We start from the raw sequence: 16,340 nt of genomic DNA, 5'->3' as shown, positions 1-16,340 counted from the left end.
AGCCGGGAGGCTGGCGCCACCACCGTAGCGCGCCCGGAGGGCGGCAGTTGACACGGTCAGATGCTGGTCAGCCGCCGCGGCCGGGAGCCTCAACTCCCGGCGTCCGCCCGGCCCCAGGTCTGGCCCGCGCGCTCCCACTCCTCGTCCCACCGGCGGAAGCGACGCGCCATCAGCTGCCCGACGATCAGTCGCCGGGCGGCCTCGATCAGTCCGCCGGCCGCGGCGGCGGTGCCCAGACCGGCCAGCACCGCATGCGTACCGGCCGTGCTGACGTCCATCGGGCGCGGCATCACCCGGCCCCGGCCGTCCGTCCAGATCCGGAACCCTTCGCCGGGCTCCACCGGATGCGGCGCCGCGATCTGCCCGATGTGTGGACTGCCGTCGACGGCGGTCCAGCGGGCGATGACCCGGAGGTGCGCATCGCGCTGCGACGACGTCTCGGGATCGGGGTCGAGCGGGGCGCCGGAGACCAGCCGGTCGACCGTGACCCGGACCAGATGCCGCTGCTGGTGCTGCAGCCGTACGGTCTCCAGCAGCGCGCCGTGCGCGGCCCGACCGGTGAACCAGCCCGCCAGGGGCGCCGCGAGGACGATCAGGAGCGCGGCCGTCAGGGCCGCCCAGGCCTCGATCCGGTCCGTGCGGCGCCGCAGCGGATTCCGCCGCCAGCGCCAGACTCCTGTCGTCGCGCGCATCGTCGCCCCCTCTCGTGTCCGTTGAATACCGCATCCGGGGCGGTCCACGCGAGGGTTGTGCGAAGAGAGAGCAACATCACGCCCAACGGAAAGCAACGTCCGGCCGCGGACGGAAGGGTGGGTGCGGCCCTGCGGCACGGGCCCGCCGTACGGCGCCGGCGGGGTCAGCGCAGCCGGACGGCCAGGGTCACCTCGGCCCCCGGCATGCCCGTCCCGGCCGGCCCCGAGGCGACCGAGAAGCGGTCCGCCACCAGGCGCGCCAGCCACAGCCCGCGCCCCTTCGGTGCGCCGTCCAGACCGGGCAGCAGCTCGGGGATCACCGCCTCGCTGAACCCGGGGCCGGTATCGCTGATCCGGCACTCCAGTTCGTCGCCGATCCGGCGCAGGACCAGCCGTCCCGAGCCGCCCGCGTGCTCCACGGCATTGCCCGCGATCTCGTCGACGGCGAGCACGAATTCGCCCCGCCGGGGCTCGCCCAGGCCCTCCCGGGCGGCGCACTCCTCGACCAGCAGCCGCAACTGCGGCAGCAGCCGGGCGGTGAACCGCCGCTGGAGCAGCCGGCGCCCGGACCCCTCGGCCGGGTCCGCCGGATCCGTGTTCACCACGGCCGTACCACCTCCTCCCAGGCCAGCCGCGGCAGTTCGTCGCCGCCCAGCCGGCGCAGCATCCGGCGCTGCCCGCCGTCGCAGCGCACCTCGACCACATCGTGGCCCACGGCGCCGCGGGCCAGCACGAGCAGGCCGACGGCGCAGCCCACCGACAGGAAGTGCAGCCCGGTCAGATCCACCGTCAGCCGCCGGGCCGGTGCGGTGTGCGCCAGCGCGAGCTGCAGCGCCCGGGTGAAGGCGTCCTGCTGGGCGCCGTCCGCCTCGCCGATGAAGCGCAGCGCGCCGTCCGGCTCACGCTCCCAGCGCAGGCTGCCCAGCCGCTCCAGCAGCGCGCGCGGATGCGCCCGTTCCATGGCGGTGAGCACCGCGGGGTCGAACCGGCGGCGGTCGTAGGCGCAGATCTCGGTGTACGGGCGGCCGGCGAAGAGCGCCTCGGCGCCGGTTTCGCGGTGCATCATCGCCTCGACGCCGGCGCCGAGCGCGCGTACCCAGCCCATGTCGATGAACGCCCGCAGTCCGGCGTACCCCTCGGCCGTCGCGCGGTCCGTCTCGGCGTGCAGCCGGCCCATCTGGCGGGCGGCGGTGAACTCCGCGTCGGGGTGGATCACCTCGCGCATACAGCTCACCACCAACTGCCCGCGCCGGCGGGCGCGTAACGTGCTGCGGCTGGGGAAGTCGATGCGGGCCAGCACCTCTTCCTCGGGCACCTCGGGGCAGGGCAGCACCAGGACCTTCTCGCCGCGGGCCAGCCCGAGCCGTACGAACGCCGTGACCACGTCCCAGCGCACCTCGTCATTGCCGTAACTCACAAAGGCGTGGTCCCCGGGGCGCAGCTGCTGGACGGGAAGGAGATGGTCGCTCCAAGGGTCGTTCGCAGGCGTCGACACGCAGTTCTTCGTCTCCCGTCGCCCTCCGCCGGCGGCGGGCGCGACCGGGTGAGGGCCGCGCCGGCCCGTCAGTCGAGTATCTCGAACGGGTCGCCGATCCGGATCGTGCCGACGCCGCGGGGTATCAGGTTCTGGCCGAAGACCAGGCGGTCACCGAAGCGGCGGTGCCGGGCGAGGGTGCGCAGCGGTTCCTTGCCGCGCTCCGCGGTGAGCTGGTCGGTGGTGGTGACGACACAGCGGGAGCAGGGCTTGACGACCTGGAACTCCACCTCGCCGATCCGGACCCGGCGCCAGTCGTCCTCCGCCCAGGGAGCCGTGCCGTCCACCACCACATTGGGCCGGAAACGGTTCATGGGCAGGGGGCCCTCGTCGGCGTGGTCGCCCTGCGCGATGAGGGAGTTGAGGGCGTCGAGCGAGGACGTCGTGGTCAGCAGCAGCGGGAAGCCGTCCGCGAAGCTGACCGTGTCACCGGGCGCGGAGTACTTCGGATCGACCGGCCGGCGCTTCTCGGGCAGGTCGAGGTACATCAGCCGGCACTCGACGCCCAGATACGCGCTGAACCACTCCGCGGCGGCGGCACCCGCGGGCACCGCCTCGACCACGTCCCGCCAGACCTCCACCGGGAGGGTCCCGGTGTACTCGGGCACCTCGACCGTCAGCGGCTCCCTGCCGGGCGCGGTGAGGCGGAGGCCGCCGCCCGGCAGCCCCTCGGCATGCGCCAACGCCAGCGTCGGCTGCTGCCGCTGGGTGATCTGCCGGCGCTCGGCGTCCACCAGCAGCCACCGTCGGTCCCCGGCGAGCCCCCACGGCTCCACGACCGCCTCGCCGGGACCGGACCCCGCAATGGATTTGACCGGATAGAGATGGATCGACTGGAGCGCAGGCTTGAGCATGCGTTCCATCCTGCCAGGCACCTCTGACAGCGGATCCGGTGACCGGGTCAGTACCCGCGCGGGTACTGCCGGCCGTACGGATCGTCGTACGCCGGGGCCGGCCGGGGCGCGACCGGGGCGGCCGGCCGCATGGCCTCGTAGCCCGTGCCCATGCCCGGGGCCGGGCGCTGGGGTTGCGGCGCCTGCTGCGGCTGGTAGCCGCCGCGGGCACCCGCCTGCTGGGGGATGTAGGGCGCCGGCGCCTGCTGCAGCGGGGCGACCGGATGCGAGGCGGCAGCCGGGTAGCCCTGCGCGGGCGAGGAGTGGGACGGAGCGGCCGGGAGCGCCGGCAGCGCCGAGGGCAGCGCCGGCAGATACGACGAGCCCGTGTCGTAGGGCGAGGGGTTCACCCTGATCGGCGCGATCTGCGGCGTGCCGCGCTCGGCCACGAGGCTGTCGTAGATCGGGGTGTCGGGGAAGGAGGGCGAAGCGTAGTAGCCGCCGCCGTAGGTAGAGCGGGGGGAGGTCATGCGTCATAAGTTAAGCCCACGATGTGTCGATTGGGGAGCCTGAAAAGAAGGTTGTTTTACGTGTGCGGAGTGGCCATGGATCCCCAATGCGAGCGAACTTGGGAAAATCGGTCGCGATCGCCCGTTGGAATCGTGTAAAGACCTCGCTTCTCGCGGGTGAACAACGGACGTTCGGCGCGGTTCGGGGCACGTTAGGTTGAGGGACGCCACCGGGTGCCCCCACGCACGCGGCACGGCGGACGAGAGGAAGGCGCAGCATGTCGATGCCCAAAGGCGGCAACGTTCCGGTCCCGGCCCCGGCGGTCCGGGTGGAACTGGGCTGGCGGGCCGGCCCCGGCACACCGGACGTCGATGCCTCCGCGCTCCTCCTTTCGTCCGGAAAGGTCCGTGACGATGGCGACTTCGTGTTCTACAACCAGCCCGTGCACGCCTCCGGCGCGGTGCGCCACGAGGGCAAGCGCGGCGCGGACGGCGCTCTGACGGACGGCCTGACCGTGACCCTCGGCGCCGTGGAGCCGGCCGTCGACAGGGTGGTGCTGGCCGCCTCCGCCGACGGCGGCACCTTCGGGAACGTCCCCGGATTGCACATCCGCGTACGGGACGCGGCCGACGGCACCGAGCTCGCGCGGTTCGACAGCCAGGACGCCACCACGGAGACCGCCTTCGTGCTCGGGGAGCTCTACCGGCGCCAAGGGGCGTGGAAGTTCCGCGCGGTCGGGCAGGGTTACGACAGCGGACTCGCCGGTCTGGCCACCGACTTCGGCATCAGCGTCGAGGAGCCGCCTGGGGCTCCGGCCGCTGCCCCGGCCGCCCCCGCGGCGCCCGTCCCGCCGCCCGCCGCGCCCCCGGCCGCGGCGCCCGCGCCCCCGGTCGCGCCGCCTCCGGCGGCCTTCGCGCCCCCGTTGCCGGCCGGTCAACCGGCGGCGTCAAGGGCGCACCCGCCGGGGCAGCCCGCGCCGGTCCCCACGCCCCCTGCCGTTCGTCTGACAAAAGTCACCCTCACGAAGGAGGCCCCCGCCGTCTCGTTGACGAAACAGGGCGGCACCTCCGGGGTGATGCGGGTGAACCTCAACTGGAGCGGCGTCAGCGCCGGCAAGCGGCTGACCCAGAAGCTCGGCCGCAAGGCGATGCAGGCCATGGGGGCGCGCGGGGCCCTGCTGCCCCCGTCCGGCGAGCTGGACCTCGACCTGTGCGCGCTGTACGAACTCACCGACGGCGCGGCCGGGGTGATCCACCCGCTGGGCAACAACTTCGGCGCCCTGCACGCCCCGCCGTACATCCAGCTCGACGGCGACGACCGCACCGGCGCGGTCGCGGCCGGCGAGAACATGACCATCAACCTCGACCACCAGGCGCGCATCAAGCGCATCCTGATCTTCGTCACCGTCTATGCCGGCGCCCGCACCTTCGAGGGCCTCGACGCGACGGTCACCCTCCAGCCCCAGCACGGCGCCCCCGTCGACTTCACGCTCGACGCCTGCACGGTCCCGTCCAACGTCTGCGCACTGGCCCTTATCACCCACACCGGCGGCGAACTCGTCGTCCAGCGCGAGGCCCGCTACCTCGTCCCCCAGCCCGGCGTCAGCCCGCAGCGCACCGTCGACCACGCCTACGGCTGGGGGCTCAACTGGTCGCCGGCCAGCAAGTGACCGCACACCGGCGGGCGCGGCTCACGGCGCCCCGTACGTCCGGCCCTTCCAGGCCGCTCCGCGCCCCCGGTAGTGCTGTACCGCCGAGTCCACGGTCATCAGGAGGTAGAGCAGCGCGGTGAACGGCAGCAGGGGCGCGGTCCACGGCGGCTGACCGTAGTAGCGCAGCATCGGCAGGTAGGTCCCGCACATCACCGCCCAGGCCGCCCCGCCCAGTACCGCGAGCACCGTCCCACCGCCGGCCAGCCCGGCCACCAGCGCGACCGGCGGCGCGAGATAGACCAGGGCCAGCCCCAGGACCGTGCCGAGCAGCAGCAGCGGCTGGTGCAGCAGCTGGGCGTACGCGCTGCGCGAGACCATCCGCCACAGCTCGGCCAGCCGCGGATACGGCCGCACGCTGTCCACCCGGTCCGCCAGCCCCAGCCAGATGGCGCCGCCCGACCGCTGCACCGCCCGCGCCAGCGTCACGTCGTCGATCACCGCGTGCCGGATCGCCTCCGGCACGCCCGCCCGCTCCGCCGCCTCCCGCCGCAGCAGCACACAGCCGCCGGCCGCCGCCGCGGTCCGCGCCCCCGGCCGGTTGACCCGGCGGAACGGGTACAGCTGCCCGAAGAAGTACACGAACGCCGGCACGATCAGCCGCTCCCAGCACGTCACCACCCGCAGCCGCGCCATCTGGGACACCAGGTCCAGGTCCGCCGACCGGGCCGCCGCCACCAACTCCCGCAGGCTGTCCGGGGCGTGGGCGATGTCCGCGTCGGTCAGCAGGAGGTAGTCCGGCCCGATCCGCTCCCGCGCGAGCGCGATCCCGTGCCGCAGGGCCCACAGCTTCCCCGTCCACCCCGGCCCGGGCTCCCCGGGCGAGGTGACCGTCAGCGGCAGCCCGCCGCGCGCGGCCGCCAGCTCCCGCGCCAGCGCACCGGTCCCGTCGCTGCTGCCGTCGTCGACCAGGAACACCTCCGCCCGGCCCGGGTACTTCTGGCCGAGCAGCGAGGGCAGGCTCTCCGGCAGCACCGCGGCCTCGTCCCGCGCCGGCACCACCACCGCGACCGACGGCCAGCGGTCCGGGTCCCGGCGCTCCGGCAGCCGGACGTCGGTCCGCCAGAAGAAGCCCTGGCACAGCAGCAGCCACACCCAGGCCAGCAGCGACCCGGCACCGATCCACTCCATCGCTCCCACGGCCGCAGTCTGCCCCACCGGCCCCCGCGCCGGACGTCCCCGGCGCCGCCCCGCCCGGACGTGTCCCGCCCCGGACGGGCCCGCCCCGGCGGGCCACCCGCTCGCCGGGCCGGTATGACAAGTCGGACCCGCCGCCCGCTAAAGTGTCCGGGTGAAGATCGCGCTGATGGACTCCGGAACCGGCCTGCTCGCGGCGGCCGCGGCCGTACGGCGACTGCGGCCGGACGCCGATCTGGTCCTCTCCTCCGATCCCGACGGCATGCCCTGGGGCCCGCGCACGCCCGAGGACGTCACGGCACACGCCCTCGCGGTGGCCCGGGCGGCCGCCGCGCACCGCCCCGACGCGCTGATCGTCGCCTGCAACACCGCGTCCGTCCACGCCCTGCCCGCGCTGCGCGCCGAACTGGAACCGGCCGTCCCGGTCATCGGCACGGTCCCGGCCATCAAGCCCGCCGCGACCGGCGGCGGCCCGGTCGCCATCTGGGCCACCCCCGCCACCACGGGCAGCCCCTACCAGCGGGACCTGATCGAACGCTTCGCGCGCGGCGTGGACGTCACCGGCGTCGCCTGCCCGGGGCTCGCCGACGCGGTCGAGCAGGCCGACGAGGCCGCCATCGACGCGGCCATCGCCGTCGCCGCCGGCCGCACCCCGCGCGACGTACGGGCCGTCGTCCTGGGCTGCACCCACTACGAGCTGGTCGCCGAACGCATCCGCGCCGCCCTCCAGCAGCCCGGCGCCCCGGCCCTCGTCCTGCACGGCTCGGCCGAGGCGGTCGCCGCCCAGGCGCTGCGCCGTATCGGTGCCGAGCCGGCGCCCGCGGCCACCCCGGTCGGCGGACTCACCGTGCTCCTCAGCGGCCGTACGGAGGACCTCCCCGCCGCCACGCTCGCCTACGCCGAGGGCCGGCTGCTGGCGCGGTCCCGTACGGACACCGCCGGGGCGCTGAGCGGCTGAACGGGGCGTTCGACACCCTGCCGCAGCGTGTGAAGACGCGTACGCTGCGTCTCATGAGGGACCACCCCCACGAGGGGGCAGCAGCCCCCGGCGCAGACGGCAGCACCGACGGCGGTACCGAGGACACCGGCCGGCCGGCGGGGCCGGGACGCGTGCCCGGTGGCGCGCACGCGGAGATCCCCGAGGTCTGGCACGGCAGCGCCAGCAACCGCATCCAGTGGCTGCTGGCCGCGATCGGGGCGGCCTGTCTGGCGCTCGGAATCGAGCTGGCCGTCGAGAGCAGCTGGACCTCCGGTCTGGCGCCGCTGGTGATGGCGGTGGTCGGCTGTGTCGCGGCCGGCCTCCTGGTGCTGTTCGGCACGCTCGCCTTCGTCCACGTCGGGGTGCGGGTCGACAAGGAATGCCTGGAAGTGCGCTGCGGCTACATCGGTGTGCCGCGCCGCCGGATCCCCCTCGACACCGTCGTGGGGGCCGAGTTCGCGCCCCAGGTCACGCCTCGCCACTGGGGCGGCTGGGGCTATCGCTGGCGCCCGGAGCAGGGCACGGCGGTGGTCGTCCGCCGCGGGGAGGCCGTGGTCCTCCGGCTCGGCGACGGGTGCACCTTCACCATCACCGTCGACGACGCCGAGGGCGCGGTCCGGGCCGTCCGCGGCCGGCTGCGGCCGCGGAAGGGGAGCCCGGCGGGCGCCTGAGCGCGCGGTGGGGCGTGCGGAGCGGACCGTGCCGCGGGACCGGGGAGCTCTCCGGGACGTCCCGTAGGGTCGGAGCATGGCAACCCCCGAATTCATCCGTGACCTCCGGAACTCCATCGGCCGGCAGCTGCTGTGGCTGCCCGGGGTGACCGCGGTCGTCTTCGACGACGAGGGACGGGTCCTGCTGGGCAAGCGGGCCGACACCGGTGGCTGGTCGGTGATCGGAGGCATCCCCGAGCCCGGTGAGCAGCCCGCCGAGACCGCGGTGCGCGAGGTCTACGAGGAGACCGCGGTACGGGTCGTCCCCGAGGGGGTGGTGCTCGTCGAGGCCATGCCGCCCACGCGGTACCCCAACGGCGACATCTGCCAGTTCATGGACGTGACGCTGCGCTGCCGCGCGATCGGCGGCCGGGCCCGGGTCAACGACGACGAGTCGCTGGAGGTCGGCTGGTTCGCCATGGACGCCCTGCCGGAGCTGGACACGTACGCGCTGACCCGCATCCGCCGGGCCGTCGCGGCCGGCCCGACGTGGTTCCACGGCATGGAAGAAGAGGACTAGAAGAGGGCTGGAAGAGGACTGGAAGGGCCCGCCCGGGAGACCGGCCCCCTACAGCTCCTCCGTCGAGGGGTCGTCCATCGGGGCGGAGGGATCACCGGGCAGCGGGGGCAGCTGCGAGCCGTCCGGGGCGTCGGGCTCGTCTGGCCCGCCGGGGGCGTCCGGTCCGGTGCCCTGGTCGTCCGCCTCCTCCGTGTGCATCTCCCGTTTGTTCTTGCTGCAGGCCGAGATCCAGGTGCCGGTCGGCCCGCTCTCGTAGTGGCAGAACCAGCCCCGTACGGACAGCGTGCCGCGGTCGTCGCCGGCCTCCCGCGGCGCCCGCAGGAAGAACTCGGTCATCACGTCCCGGGCCTCCGTGCAGGGCACCGTGCCCGCGGCCGTCGGATCCGCGTACAGCGCCACGTCGCCCTCCTGGCCCAGCGCGTCCTGGAGCCGCCCGCAGCTCACCGGCTGACCGGGCACGGCCGGGGAGCCCTCCCCGGTGCGCCGCGGCCCGGGCCCGGTGGACGACGAGCGGGTCCCGCCGTCGTCCCCGTCCGCGCAGCCCGCCGCGGTCAGCGCGAGCAGCACGGTCGGCACGGCGATCAGCCTCCGCATGTGGGACTCCCTCGTGGCGGCGGTGCAGGCGGCGCGCTGCGTCGTACGACGCTAGGAGCCCGGCGGGGGCGCGGCGAACCGGGGCGGCCGATCAGGTGACCCGGCGCGTCGCGCCCATCGCCCGCTTCCCGGCTCGCCGTCCCGCGCCGCGCCACCCGGGTGGCCGGCCCATATCCCGCCCACGAACTGTGGTGCCGCGGCACATCGGTGCCCCGCCGGCCCGTGCCTAAGGTGCGGGCATGACCACGATCGGCACCCCGGGCCCGGTATCCCTCGACCTCGCCGGCCGCACCGCCCTCGTCACCGGCGCGGCCGGCGGCATCGGACGCGCCTGCGCCCTGCGGCTGGCGGCGGCCGGCGCCACGGTGCGGGCGGTCGACCGGGACGCCGCCGGCCTGGCCGCGCTGGCCGCGGACCTCCCGGACGGCACCGGCGGCACCATCGAGCCGCGGGTCCTCGACCTGACCGACCTCGACGCCGCCGAGCGGGCCGCGGCCGGCACCGACCTGCTGGTCAACAATGCCGGCCTGCAACTCGTCCGCCCCATCGAGGAGTTCCCGCCCGAGGTCTTCCACCAGGTGCTGACCGTGATGCTGGAGGCACCCTTCCGGCTGCTGCGCGGCGCCCTGCCGCACATGTACGAGCGGGGGTGGGGCCGGATCGTCAACATCTCGTCCGTGCACGGGCTGCGGGCCTCACCGTTCAAGTCCGCCTATGTGGCGGCCAAACACGGTCTGGAGGGCCTGTCGAAGACCGCCGCCCTGGAGGGCGCCCCGCACGGTGTCACCAGCAACTGCGTCAACCCCGGCTACGTCCGCACCCCGCTCGTCGAACGGCAGATCGCCGACCAGGCCGCCGCGCACGGCATCCCCGAGGAGCGGGTGCTGGCCGACGTCCTGCTCGCCGACGCGGCCGTCAAGCGGCTGCTCGAACCGGAGGAGGTCGCCGAGGCCGTCGCCTACCTCTGCACCCCGCAGGCGTCCTTCGTGACGGGGGCCTCGCTCACCCTGGACGGCGGCTGGACCGCGCACTGACGATCCAGGGGCGCCGAGCGGCACCAGGGGAGACACTCCGCGCCCCTGGCGCACGGCGACGACCCGAAGGTATCCCTGTGACCATGCCCACCGATCCGTCCCCGTCCGCGCCCGCCACCGATCCGTCCCCCTCCGCGCCCGCCACCGATCCGGCCGAGGCCCCCTTCCTCGCCCTGCTCGCCGCCGACGCGCCCGCCGAGGACTACGAGCGGCCGGTGCTGCGCGCCCGTGCCGAGGGTGCCGCGCCCGGCCGGCTCGCCGCCCTGGAGCGGGCCAAGCGCCAGGCGCTGCGGATACGCACCGAACTGGAGGGCCGCCGGCGGCGCGAGGCCGAACTGTCCGCGCTCTACGCCACCGCGCACGACCTGGCCGGGCTGCGCGACCTGGACGCCGTCCTGCGGGCCATCGTGCGCCGGGCCCGCTCCCTGCTGGGCACCGAGGTCGCCTACCTCACCCTCAACGACCCGGCCGCCGGCGACACCTACATGCGGGTCACCGACGGTTCGGTCTCCGCGCGGTTCCAGCAACTGCGGCTCGGCATGGGCGAGGGACTGGGCGGCCTGGTCGCGCAGACCGCCCGCCCGTACGTGACCGACAGCTACTTCCACGACGAGCGGTTCCGGCACACCGGCACCATCGACGCCGGCGTCCGCGACGAGGGCCTGGTGGCGATCCTGGGCGTACCGCTGATGCTGGGCAGCGGGGTCATCGGGGTGCTCTTCGCCGCCGACCGCCGCGAGCGGGTCTTCGAACCCGGCCAGATCGCCCTGCTCGCCGCCCACGCGGCGCACGCCGCGGTCGCCCTGGACACCGCCCGCCTGCTCGCCGAGACCCGTAAGGCGCTCACCGAACTGGAGGCGGCCAACGAGATCATCCGCGACCGCAGCGCGGTCATCGAGCGCGCCTCGGACATCCACGACCGGCTGACGGAACTGGTGCTGCGCGGCGGCGGGGTGCAGGACGTCGCGGCCGCGGTGGCCGAAGTGCTGCACGGCGAGGTGGAGTTCACCGAACCCGCCGACACCCCGGCCGCCGCCCTGGACCGCTCCCGCGCCGACGGGCACGCCGTACGGGACGGTGCCGACTGGGTCGCGGCCGTAGCGGCGGGCGGGGAGGTCCTCGGCGCGCTGGTGCTGCGCGGCCACCCGGCCCTGGACCCGGTCGACCAGCGGACCCTGGAGCGGGCCGCCGTGGTCACCTCGCTGCTGCTGCTCGCCCGCCGGACCGCGGGCGAGGCCGAACAGCGGGTCCGCGGCGAGCTGTTGGACGACCTCCTGGACGCCTCCGGGCGCGACCCCCGGCTGCTGCGGGAACGCGCCGCCCGGGTCGGCGCCGACCTCGACGCACCGCAGGTCGTCCTGGCCGCCCGGGTCGACGCGCCCGCCGCCCAGGACGCCGCCGGCGACCGGCGGCGCCTGTGGTCGGCGGCCTCCCACCTCGCCGCCACCCGGCACGGCCTGGCCGCGGTCCGCGACGGCGGGGCCGTCCTGCTGCTGCCGCTCGGGCCCGACGGCGATCCGGCGCGGCAGGCCCGGGAGATCGCCGCCCGGCTGGGCGCCGCGCTCCACGTACCGGTCACGGTCGGCGCCTCGGCCCCGGTCCCGGCTCCCGCCGGACGGCCCGCGGCGGTCGCCGACGCGTACGCGGAGGCCCGGCGCTGCCGGGAGGCGCTGCGGGTGCTGGGCCGGGCCGGTCAGGGCGCGGCCGCCGCAGACTTCGGTTTCCTGGGACTGCTGCTCGCCGACACCCGCGACGTCGACGGCTTCGTGCGCCGTACGCTCGGCGTGGTCGCCGACTACGACGCCCGGCGCGGGACGGAGCTGCTGCGCACCCTCCAGGCGTACTTCGCCTGCGGGATGAGCCCGGGCCGCACCAAGGACGAGCTGCACGTCCACGTGAACACCGTCGCGCAGCGCCTGGAACGGGTGGGCCGGCTGCTGGGACCCGACTGGCAGAGCCCGGCGCGCGCCCTGGAGCTCCAACTGGCGCTGCGACTGCATCAGCTCTCGTCCGCGGTGGAGCACGGCAGCGAGCGGTAGCGGCCCGGCGAAACGGTGGCGGCACGGCGAACGGGCCGGTGGCGCGGGCGAAACGGAGGAGTAACGGGCCCGTCGCTCCGGGTGCGCGCCGGTGGGGCGTGCGGCAGCCTGGATGCGGAGCCCTCCATTCCGCGAGTGCTCCGTACGTCCCGTGGCTTCTCCGTCCCTACGTGGACCACGGGCCACAGATCACGCACGAAGGAGTTGGACATGGCCGGCAAGGGCGCCAAGGACAAGATGAAGGGCAAGGCCAAGCAGGCCACCGGCAAGATCACCGGTGACGACCGCCTGAAGGCCGAAGGCCGGATGGAAGAGGCCAAGGGCAAGGCCAAGGACACCATGGGCGAAGCCGGGGAGAACATCCGCGGCACCAAGGAGTCCCTGAAGCGCAGGACCGAGCGGTCCTGACGTCCGGCGGGGGCGCGGCGGGCGAGCTTGCCCCGTCTCCCGGGAGCGTCCTACGGCCCGCCGCGCCCCCGCCGCACATCAGACACCCACCTGCTGCCCGTCCCCGGCCCTGCCGGAGGCGGGCCGCGGCCCGTCCTCCGCCACCGCCGCCAGGTCCCGGCTGCGGGTCTCCCGGGCCGCGCCCACCGCGACCAGGGTCAGCAGCGCGGCCGCGATGACGTACAGCGCGATCGGCGCCGGGCCGCCGAAGTCGGCGAGCAGCGCGGTCGCGATCAGCGGGGCCGGCGCACCGGCGGCGACCGACGCGAACTGGGCCCCGATCGAGGCGCCCGAATACCGCATCCGGGTCGCGAACATCTCCGCGAAGAAGGCCGCCTGGGGTGCGTACATCGCGCCGTGGAAGAACAGCCCGACGCCCACCGCGAGCAGCAGCGGACCGAACCGGCCGGAGTCCACCAGCGCGAAGAACGGGAACGCCCAGGCGCCGACGCCGGCCGCGCCCAGCAGATAGACCGGCCGGCGTCCGATCCGGTCCGACAGCGCGCCCCAGGCGGGGATCACCGCGAAGTGCAGGGCCGAGGCGATCAGCACCGCGTTCAGCGCGGTCTGCTGCGCCACCCCGGCGTGCGAGGTCGCGTAGACCAGCACGAACGCCGTGAGGACGTAGTACGAGATGTTCTCGGCCATCCGCGCGCCCATCGCGATCAGCACCTCGCGCCAGTGGTGCCGGAGCACCGCGAGCAGCGGCAGCTTCTCCGCGCGGGTGGCCGCTCCCTGCGCCCGGCGGGCCTCGGCACGCTCCAACGCCGCCCGGAACACGGGCGATTCGTCCACCGACAGCCGCATCCACAGCCCGACCAGGACCAGTACGCCGGACAGCAGGAACGGCACCCGCCACCCCCAGGCGGCGAACGCCGCGGCCGGCAGCAGCGCCGTCATCAGCGAGAGCACGCCGGTGGCCAGCAACTGCCCGGCGGGCGCCCCGGTCTGCGGCCACGAGGCCCAGAACCCGCGCCGCCGCGCGTCACCGTGCTCCGACACCAGCAGCACCGCGCCGCCCCACTCACCGCCCAGCGCGAACCCCTGGACCAGCCGCAGCACGGTCAGCAGCACCGGCGCCGCCGTACCGATCGTGGCGTGCGTCGGCAGCAGCCCGATCGCGAACGTGGCACCGCCCATCATCACCAGGCTCAGCACCAGCAGCTTCTTCCGGCCCAGCCGGTCGCCGAAGTGCCCGAAGACCAGCGCCCCGACGGGCCGCGCGGCGAACCCCACCGCGTACGTCAGGAACGCCAGCAGGGTCCCGACGAGCGGATCGGAACCGGGGAAGAACAGCTTGTTGAAGACCAGCGCGGCGGCGGATCCGTAGAGGAAGAAGTCGTACCACTCGATGGTGGTCCCGATGAGGCTGGCGGCGACGATGCGCTTGAGGTCGGCCGGTGGTGGGGGAGCGGTTGCTGCGCGGGCCATGTGCACCACTTCCGAAAGGCTACGGGGACGTCGATGTGTCGCCACACCGTAGGAACGCGCAGGTCAGTGGCACATGTGGTGGGACGCCATAGTTCCGGGCGCGGGGGTGCGCGTGCGCACCATGACGGCCCGGAGCGTCCTGACCGTGCTGGACTTCGCGCTCGACGATGACCACGACCTGCCGGAGGGCCCCGATGTCGCGAAGCCGGTGCCTCAGGTGACGGACCACCTCGATGCTGCCCGGGCCGCGCACGACCGCGGAACGATCACCGGTTAGGCTCCCCCGGCGCGCAGGGGACGCGAATCGGCAGCTGGGGGAAGTGGGGGACATGGACGGCGAATTCGACAGATCCGGGGCCGGATCCGCGACCGTATCCAGGACCGGACCCGAGAAGGGCATGAACGCGGGGGCCCAGGTGGTCGCGGCGGTGGTGCTGGTCGGGGGACTCGCGGGGGGCATGTGGGTCATGGCGAAGGACTCGGGGCAGGAGGTCGCCGAGGCCAAGCCGGCTGCCTGCTCGGCCGGCCACGAGGACGCCCGGCCGTCGAAGCGTGTTTCGGGGGCGCAGCTGTGCACGGCGCTGAACCGTGCGGACCTGCCGGAGCTCCTCGGTACGCCGGCGGAGCGCGCGGAGAGCGCTGACGGCAGCGAGAGCTCGACCAAGCTCGCCGGGGGAACGACGTTCGTCACGCCCGAGGCCAAGGTCACGCTGAAGACCTACACCGTGCAGCTCTCGGCGTCCTACGACGACTTCACGGTGGCCCGGATGGCCGGGCTCCTGGGCAGTGCCGCGGAGAGGCGAACGGTTCTGGGGCGTCCCGCGCTCCTCTCCTCGGACCGGACCATCGCCATCCGGTTCCGGTTCGACGGTGGCAGGCCCGGCAAGGCCGACACCGCGCCCGGCGGTATCGCCCGCCGCCTGCAGGTCGCCAGGAACGCGAAGGACGGCGGCGGCTCCTTCGAGGTCGTCGTCTGGCGGCAGGACGAGGGGATGCCCGATGACGCGGCGCTGCTCCGCGTCGCCGAGAAGGTGCTGCCGACGATTCCTGGCTGGGACGCCCGGCTGACGAAGCCGCGGCACGGTTGACGAAGCCGCGGCACCGCTTCCGGGATGCGGGGGGAGCGGGGGAGGCCGACCCTGGGACCAGGGCCCGGAGCCGGACGAGGAGCGGCGAGGGGAGCTAAGGAGGAGCTCACGTGGCGGATCGTGCGCAGCACGGCGCGACGTCGCCGCCCGGGGCTCGGACCCGCATGTCCGAGGAAGCCTTCCGCTCCCTGTACCGCCGACTGCGCGAGCAGGCGCGGGACGGCACGGATCCCGGGCGCGGAGCGCTGGGCCACCTCACCCCCGAGCGGGTGGTGGCCGCCGCCACCGAGGTGCGGGCCGGCCGGACCGTGTCACTGGCCGCCCCCATCGAGACCACACCGGGGCCGGACAACCCGCAGCCCGCCTCCCACCGGATGACCGCATCCGCCCCCGGCGCGGCCGACGCCCCGGGACTGCACTTCGCCCTCGACCGGTTCGCCATGAACGTCCACGGGGACGCCGACAGCCACCTCGACGCGCTGTGCCATGTGATGTACGACGGCGAGCTCTACGGCGGTGTCCCGGCGAGCAGCGTGACACCGGACGGGGCCGGCGCGCTCACGTCGGAGCTGGTGCGCGACGGCATCGTCGGCCGCGGTGTGCTGCTGGACGTCCCGCGCCTGCGCGGGGTGCCGTGGCTGGAGCCCGGCGACCACGTGACCGCCGACGACCTCGTGGCGGCCGAGGAGGCGCAGGGCGTCACGGTCGGGCCGGGCGACCTGCTGTTCGTGCGGGTCGGGCACCGCCGCCGGCGCCGGAGCCTCGGCCCCTGGAACGCGGCGCAGCAGCGGGCCGGCCTGCACCCGGCGGCGATGGCCTTCCTCGCCGAGCGGCGGGTGGCCGCCCTCGGGTCGGACGGCAACAACGACACGGCCCCCGGCGCGGTCGCCGAGGTCCCGTTTCCGGTGCACGTACTGGCCATGAACGCCCTGGGGCTGCACCTGATGGACTACCTGAACTTCGAGGAACTGCTACCGGTGTGCGAGCAGCTGCGCCGCTGGCACTTCCTCTGCGTGATCGCCCCGCTGCGGTTCCCGGCGGCCACCGGGTCCCCGGTGAACCCGATCGCCGTCCTGTGAACCCG

18 protein-coding genes are annotated in these 16,340 nt (G+C 74.8%); 10 read left to right on the top strand and 8 right to left on the bottom strand.

From position 1 onward, the window contains the following. Window positions 1-89 precede the first annotated feature (89 nt). The 5 genes from V2J85_RS10835 to V2J85_RS10815 all read right to left on the bottom strand — a co-directional run bounded on the left by V2J85_RS10835 (window position 90) and on the right by V2J85_RS10815 (window position 3,589). On the bottom strand, window positions 90-692 hold the full coding sequence (locus V2J85_RS10835) for an Rv1733c family protein (RefSeq protein ID WP_330821485.1): 603 nt from the start codon (window positions 690-692) through the stop codon (window positions 90-92). Window positions 693-856: 164 nt separating this feature from the next. Beyond that, on the bottom strand, window positions 857-1,297 hold the full coding sequence (locus V2J85_RS10830; RefSeq protein ID WP_410011177.1) for an ATP-binding protein: 441 nt from the start codon (window positions 1,295-1,297) through the stop codon (window positions 857-859). Continuing rightward, window positions 1,291-2,187, bottom strand: coding sequence for an MEDS domain-containing protein (locus V2J85_RS10825; protein ID WP_261952685.1), 897 nt, complete (start codon window positions 2,185-2,187; stop codon window positions 1,291-1,293). The genes V2J85_RS10830 and V2J85_RS10825 overlap by 7 nt, the downstream gene beginning before the upstream one ends. 68 nt (window positions 2,188-2,255) lie before the next feature. Then, window positions 2,256-3,080 carry an MOSC domain-containing protein gene (locus V2J85_RS10820; protein WP_261952686.1) on the bottom strand — a complete coding sequence of 275 codons (825 nt, stop codon included), beginning with the start codon at window positions 3,078-3,080 and terminating at the stop codon, window positions 2,256-2,258. A gap of 47 nt (window positions 3,081-3,127) precedes the next feature. Then, window positions 3,128-3,589 (bottom strand): DUF6643 family protein, encoded by a 462-nt coding sequence (locus tag V2J85_RS10815; RefSeq protein ID WP_261952687.1) that lies wholly within the window; start codon window positions 3,587-3,589, stop codon window positions 3,128-3,130. A 257-nt stretch (window positions 3,590-3,846) separates the two neighbouring features. Here V2J85_RS10815 and V2J85_RS10810 point away from each other — a divergent pair, with 257 nt between their 5' ends. Continuing rightward, the gene (locus tag V2J85_RS10810; protein ID WP_330821484.1) at window positions 3,847-5,238 is read left to right on the top strand and encodes a TerD family protein; all 1,392 of its coding nucleotides are present in this window, start codon (window positions 3,847-3,849) and stop codon (window positions 5,236-5,238) included. A gap of 21 nt (window positions 5,239-5,259) precedes the next feature. On the opposite strand, the gene V2J85_RS10805 is transcribed toward V2J85_RS10810, so the two are convergent. Continuing rightward, window positions 5,260-6,408 (bottom strand): glycosyltransferase, encoded by a 1,149-nt coding sequence (locus V2J85_RS10805; RefSeq protein ID WP_261957220.1) that lies wholly within the window; start codon window positions 6,406-6,408, stop codon window positions 5,260-5,262. A gap of 160 nt (window positions 6,409-6,568) precedes the next feature. Between V2J85_RS10805 and V2J85_RS10800 the strand changes: the two genes are divergently transcribed. The 3 genes from V2J85_RS10800 to V2J85_RS10790 all read left to right on the top strand — a co-directional run bounded on the left by V2J85_RS10800 (window position 6,569) and on the right by V2J85_RS10790 (window position 8,623). Next, entirely contained in the window at window positions 6,569-7,372 is an 804-nt protein-coding gene (locus V2J85_RS10800; protein ID WP_261952689.1) for a glutamate racemase, read from the top strand. Between the two features lie 53 nt (window positions 7,373-7,425). Further along, complete coding sequence (locus V2J85_RS10795) at window positions 7,426-8,064, top strand: hypothetical protein (RefSeq protein ID WP_261952690.1); 639 nt, start codon at window positions 7,426-7,428, stop codon at window positions 8,062-8,064. Between the two features lie 76 nt (window positions 8,065-8,140). Beyond that, on the top strand, window positions 8,141-8,623 hold the full coding sequence (locus tag V2J85_RS10790) for an NUDIX hydrolase (protein ID WP_330821483.1): 483 nt from the start codon (window positions 8,141-8,143) through the stop codon (window positions 8,621-8,623). A gap of 48 nt (window positions 8,624-8,671) precedes the next feature. On the opposite strand, the gene V2J85_RS10785 is transcribed toward V2J85_RS10790, so the two are convergent. Then, the gene (locus V2J85_RS10785) at window positions 8,672-9,217 is read right to left on the bottom strand and encodes a hypothetical protein (protein ID WP_261952692.1); all 546 of its coding nucleotides are present in this window, start codon (window positions 9,215-9,217) and stop codon (window positions 8,672-8,674) included. A gap of 239 nt (window positions 9,218-9,456) precedes the next feature. Here V2J85_RS10785 and V2J85_RS10780 point away from each other — a divergent pair, with 239 nt between their 5' ends. The 3 genes from V2J85_RS10780 to V2J85_RS10770 all read left to right on the top strand — a co-directional run bounded on the left by V2J85_RS10780 (window position 9,457) and on the right by V2J85_RS10770 (window position 12,698). Next, window positions 9,457-10,251, top strand: a complete 795-nt coding sequence (locus tag V2J85_RS10780; protein WP_261952693.1) for a 3-hydroxybutyrate dehydrogenase — start codon at window positions 9,457-9,459, stop codon at window positions 10,249-10,251. A gap of 83 nt (window positions 10,252-10,334) precedes the next feature. Beyond that, on the top strand, window positions 10,335-12,290 hold the full coding sequence (locus V2J85_RS10775; protein WP_330821482.1) for a helix-turn-helix domain-containing protein: 1,956 nt from the start codon (window positions 10,335-10,337) through the stop codon (window positions 12,288-12,290). 210 nt (window positions 12,291-12,500) lie between these two features. Further along, complete coding sequence (locus V2J85_RS10770) at window positions 12,501-12,698, top strand: CsbD family protein (RefSeq protein WP_261952695.1); 198 nt, start codon at window positions 12,501-12,503, stop codon at window positions 12,696-12,698. Between the two features lie 78 nt (window positions 12,699-12,776). Here V2J85_RS10770 and V2J85_RS10765 read toward each other — a convergent pair whose 3' ends face one another. Further along, window positions 12,777-14,168, bottom strand: coding sequence for an MFS transporter (locus V2J85_RS10765; RefSeq protein ID WP_261952696.1), 1,392 nt, complete (start codon window positions 14,166-14,168; stop codon window positions 12,777-12,779). Between the two features lie 112 nt (window positions 14,169-14,280). Here V2J85_RS10765 and V2J85_RS10760 point away from each other — a divergent pair, with 112 nt between their 5' ends. The 3 genes from V2J85_RS10760 (at window position 14,281) to V2J85_RS10750 (ending at window position 16,335) form a co-directional block, all read left to right on the top strand. Then, the gene (locus V2J85_RS10760; RefSeq protein ID WP_330821481.1) at window positions 14,281-14,445 is read left to right on the top strand and encodes a hypothetical protein; all 165 of its coding nucleotides are present in this window, start codon (window positions 14,281-14,283) and stop codon (window positions 14,443-14,445) included. A 121-nt stretch (window positions 14,446-14,566) separates the two neighbouring features. Then, on the top strand, window positions 14,567-15,256 hold the full coding sequence (locus V2J85_RS10755; protein ID WP_261952698.1) for a DUF6215 domain-containing protein: 690 nt from the start codon (window positions 14,567-14,569) through the stop codon (window positions 15,254-15,256). 164 nt (window positions 15,257-15,420) lie between these two features. Then, window positions 15,421-16,335, top strand: a complete 915-nt coding sequence (locus tag V2J85_RS10750; RefSeq protein ID WP_330821545.1) for a cyclase family protein — start codon at window positions 15,421-15,423, stop codon at window positions 16,333-16,335. The last annotated feature ends 5 nt before the right edge of the window (window positions 16,336-16,340 follow it).

Origin of the sequence: Streptomyces bugieae, from assembly GCF_036352915.1 — a bacterium.
GTDB classification, from domain to species: Bacteria; Actinomycetota; Actinomycetes; order Streptomycetales; family Streptomycetaceae; genus Streptomyces; species Streptomyces endophytica.
Note: the sequence above shows the minus strand (reverse complement) of the source record. Positions and strands in the feature narration are given on the sequence as shown.

Coding starts and splice junctions, on each gene's coding strand:
- V2J85_RS10815 (WP_261952687.1), bottom strand. CDS start 3,589: ATGACCTCCCCCCGCTCTACCTACGGCGGCGGCTACTACGCTTCGCCC.
- V2J85_RS10805 (WP_261957220.1), bottom strand. CDS start 6,408: ATGGAGTGGATCGGTGCCGGGTCGCTGCTGGCCTGGGTGTGGCTGCTG.
- V2J85_RS10810 (WP_330821484.1), top strand. CDS start 3,847: ATGTCGATGCCCAAAGGCGGCAACGTTCCGGTCCCGGCCCCGGCGGTC.
- V2J85_RS10770 (WP_261952695.1), top strand. CDS start 12,501: ATGGCCGGCAAGGGCGCCAAGGACAAGATGAAGGGCAAGGCCAAGCAG.
- V2J85_RS10755 (WP_261952698.1), top strand. CDS start 14,567: ATGAACGCGGGGGCCCAGGTGGTCGCGGCGGTGGTGCTGGTCGGGGGA.
- V2J85_RS10750 (WP_330821545.1), top strand. CDS start 15,421: ATGTCCGAGGAAGCCTTCCGCTCCCTGTACCGCCGACTGCGCGAGCAG.
- V2J85_RS10820 (WP_261952686.1), bottom strand. CDS start 3,080: ATGCTCAAGCCTGCGCTCCAGTCGATCCATCTCTATCCGGTCAAATCC.
- V2J85_RS10790 (WP_330821483.1), top strand. CDS start 8,141: ATGGCAACCCCCGAATTCATCCGTGACCTCCGGAACTCCATCGGCCGG.
- V2J85_RS10780 (WP_261952693.1), top strand. CDS start 9,457: ATGACCACGATCGGCACCCCGGGCCCGGTATCCCTCGACCTCGCCGGC.
- V2J85_RS10795 (WP_261952690.1), top strand. CDS start 7,426: ATGAGGGACCACCCCCACGAGGGGGCAGCAGCCCCCGGCGCAGACGGC.
- V2J85_RS10835 (WP_330821485.1), bottom strand. CDS start 692: ATGCGCGCGACGACAGGAGTCTGGCGCTGGCGGCGGAATCCGCTGCGG.
- V2J85_RS10785 (WP_261952692.1), bottom strand. CDS start 9,217: ATGCGGAGGCTGATCGCCGTGCCGACCGTGCTGCTCGCGCTGACCGCG.
- V2J85_RS10765 (WP_261952696.1), bottom strand. CDS start 14,168: ATGGCCCGCGCAGCAACCGCTCCCCCACCACCGGCCGACCTCAAGCGC.
- V2J85_RS10775 (WP_330821482.1), top strand. CDS start 10,335: ATGCCCACCGATCCGTCCCCGTCCGCGCCCGCCACCGATCCGTCCCCC.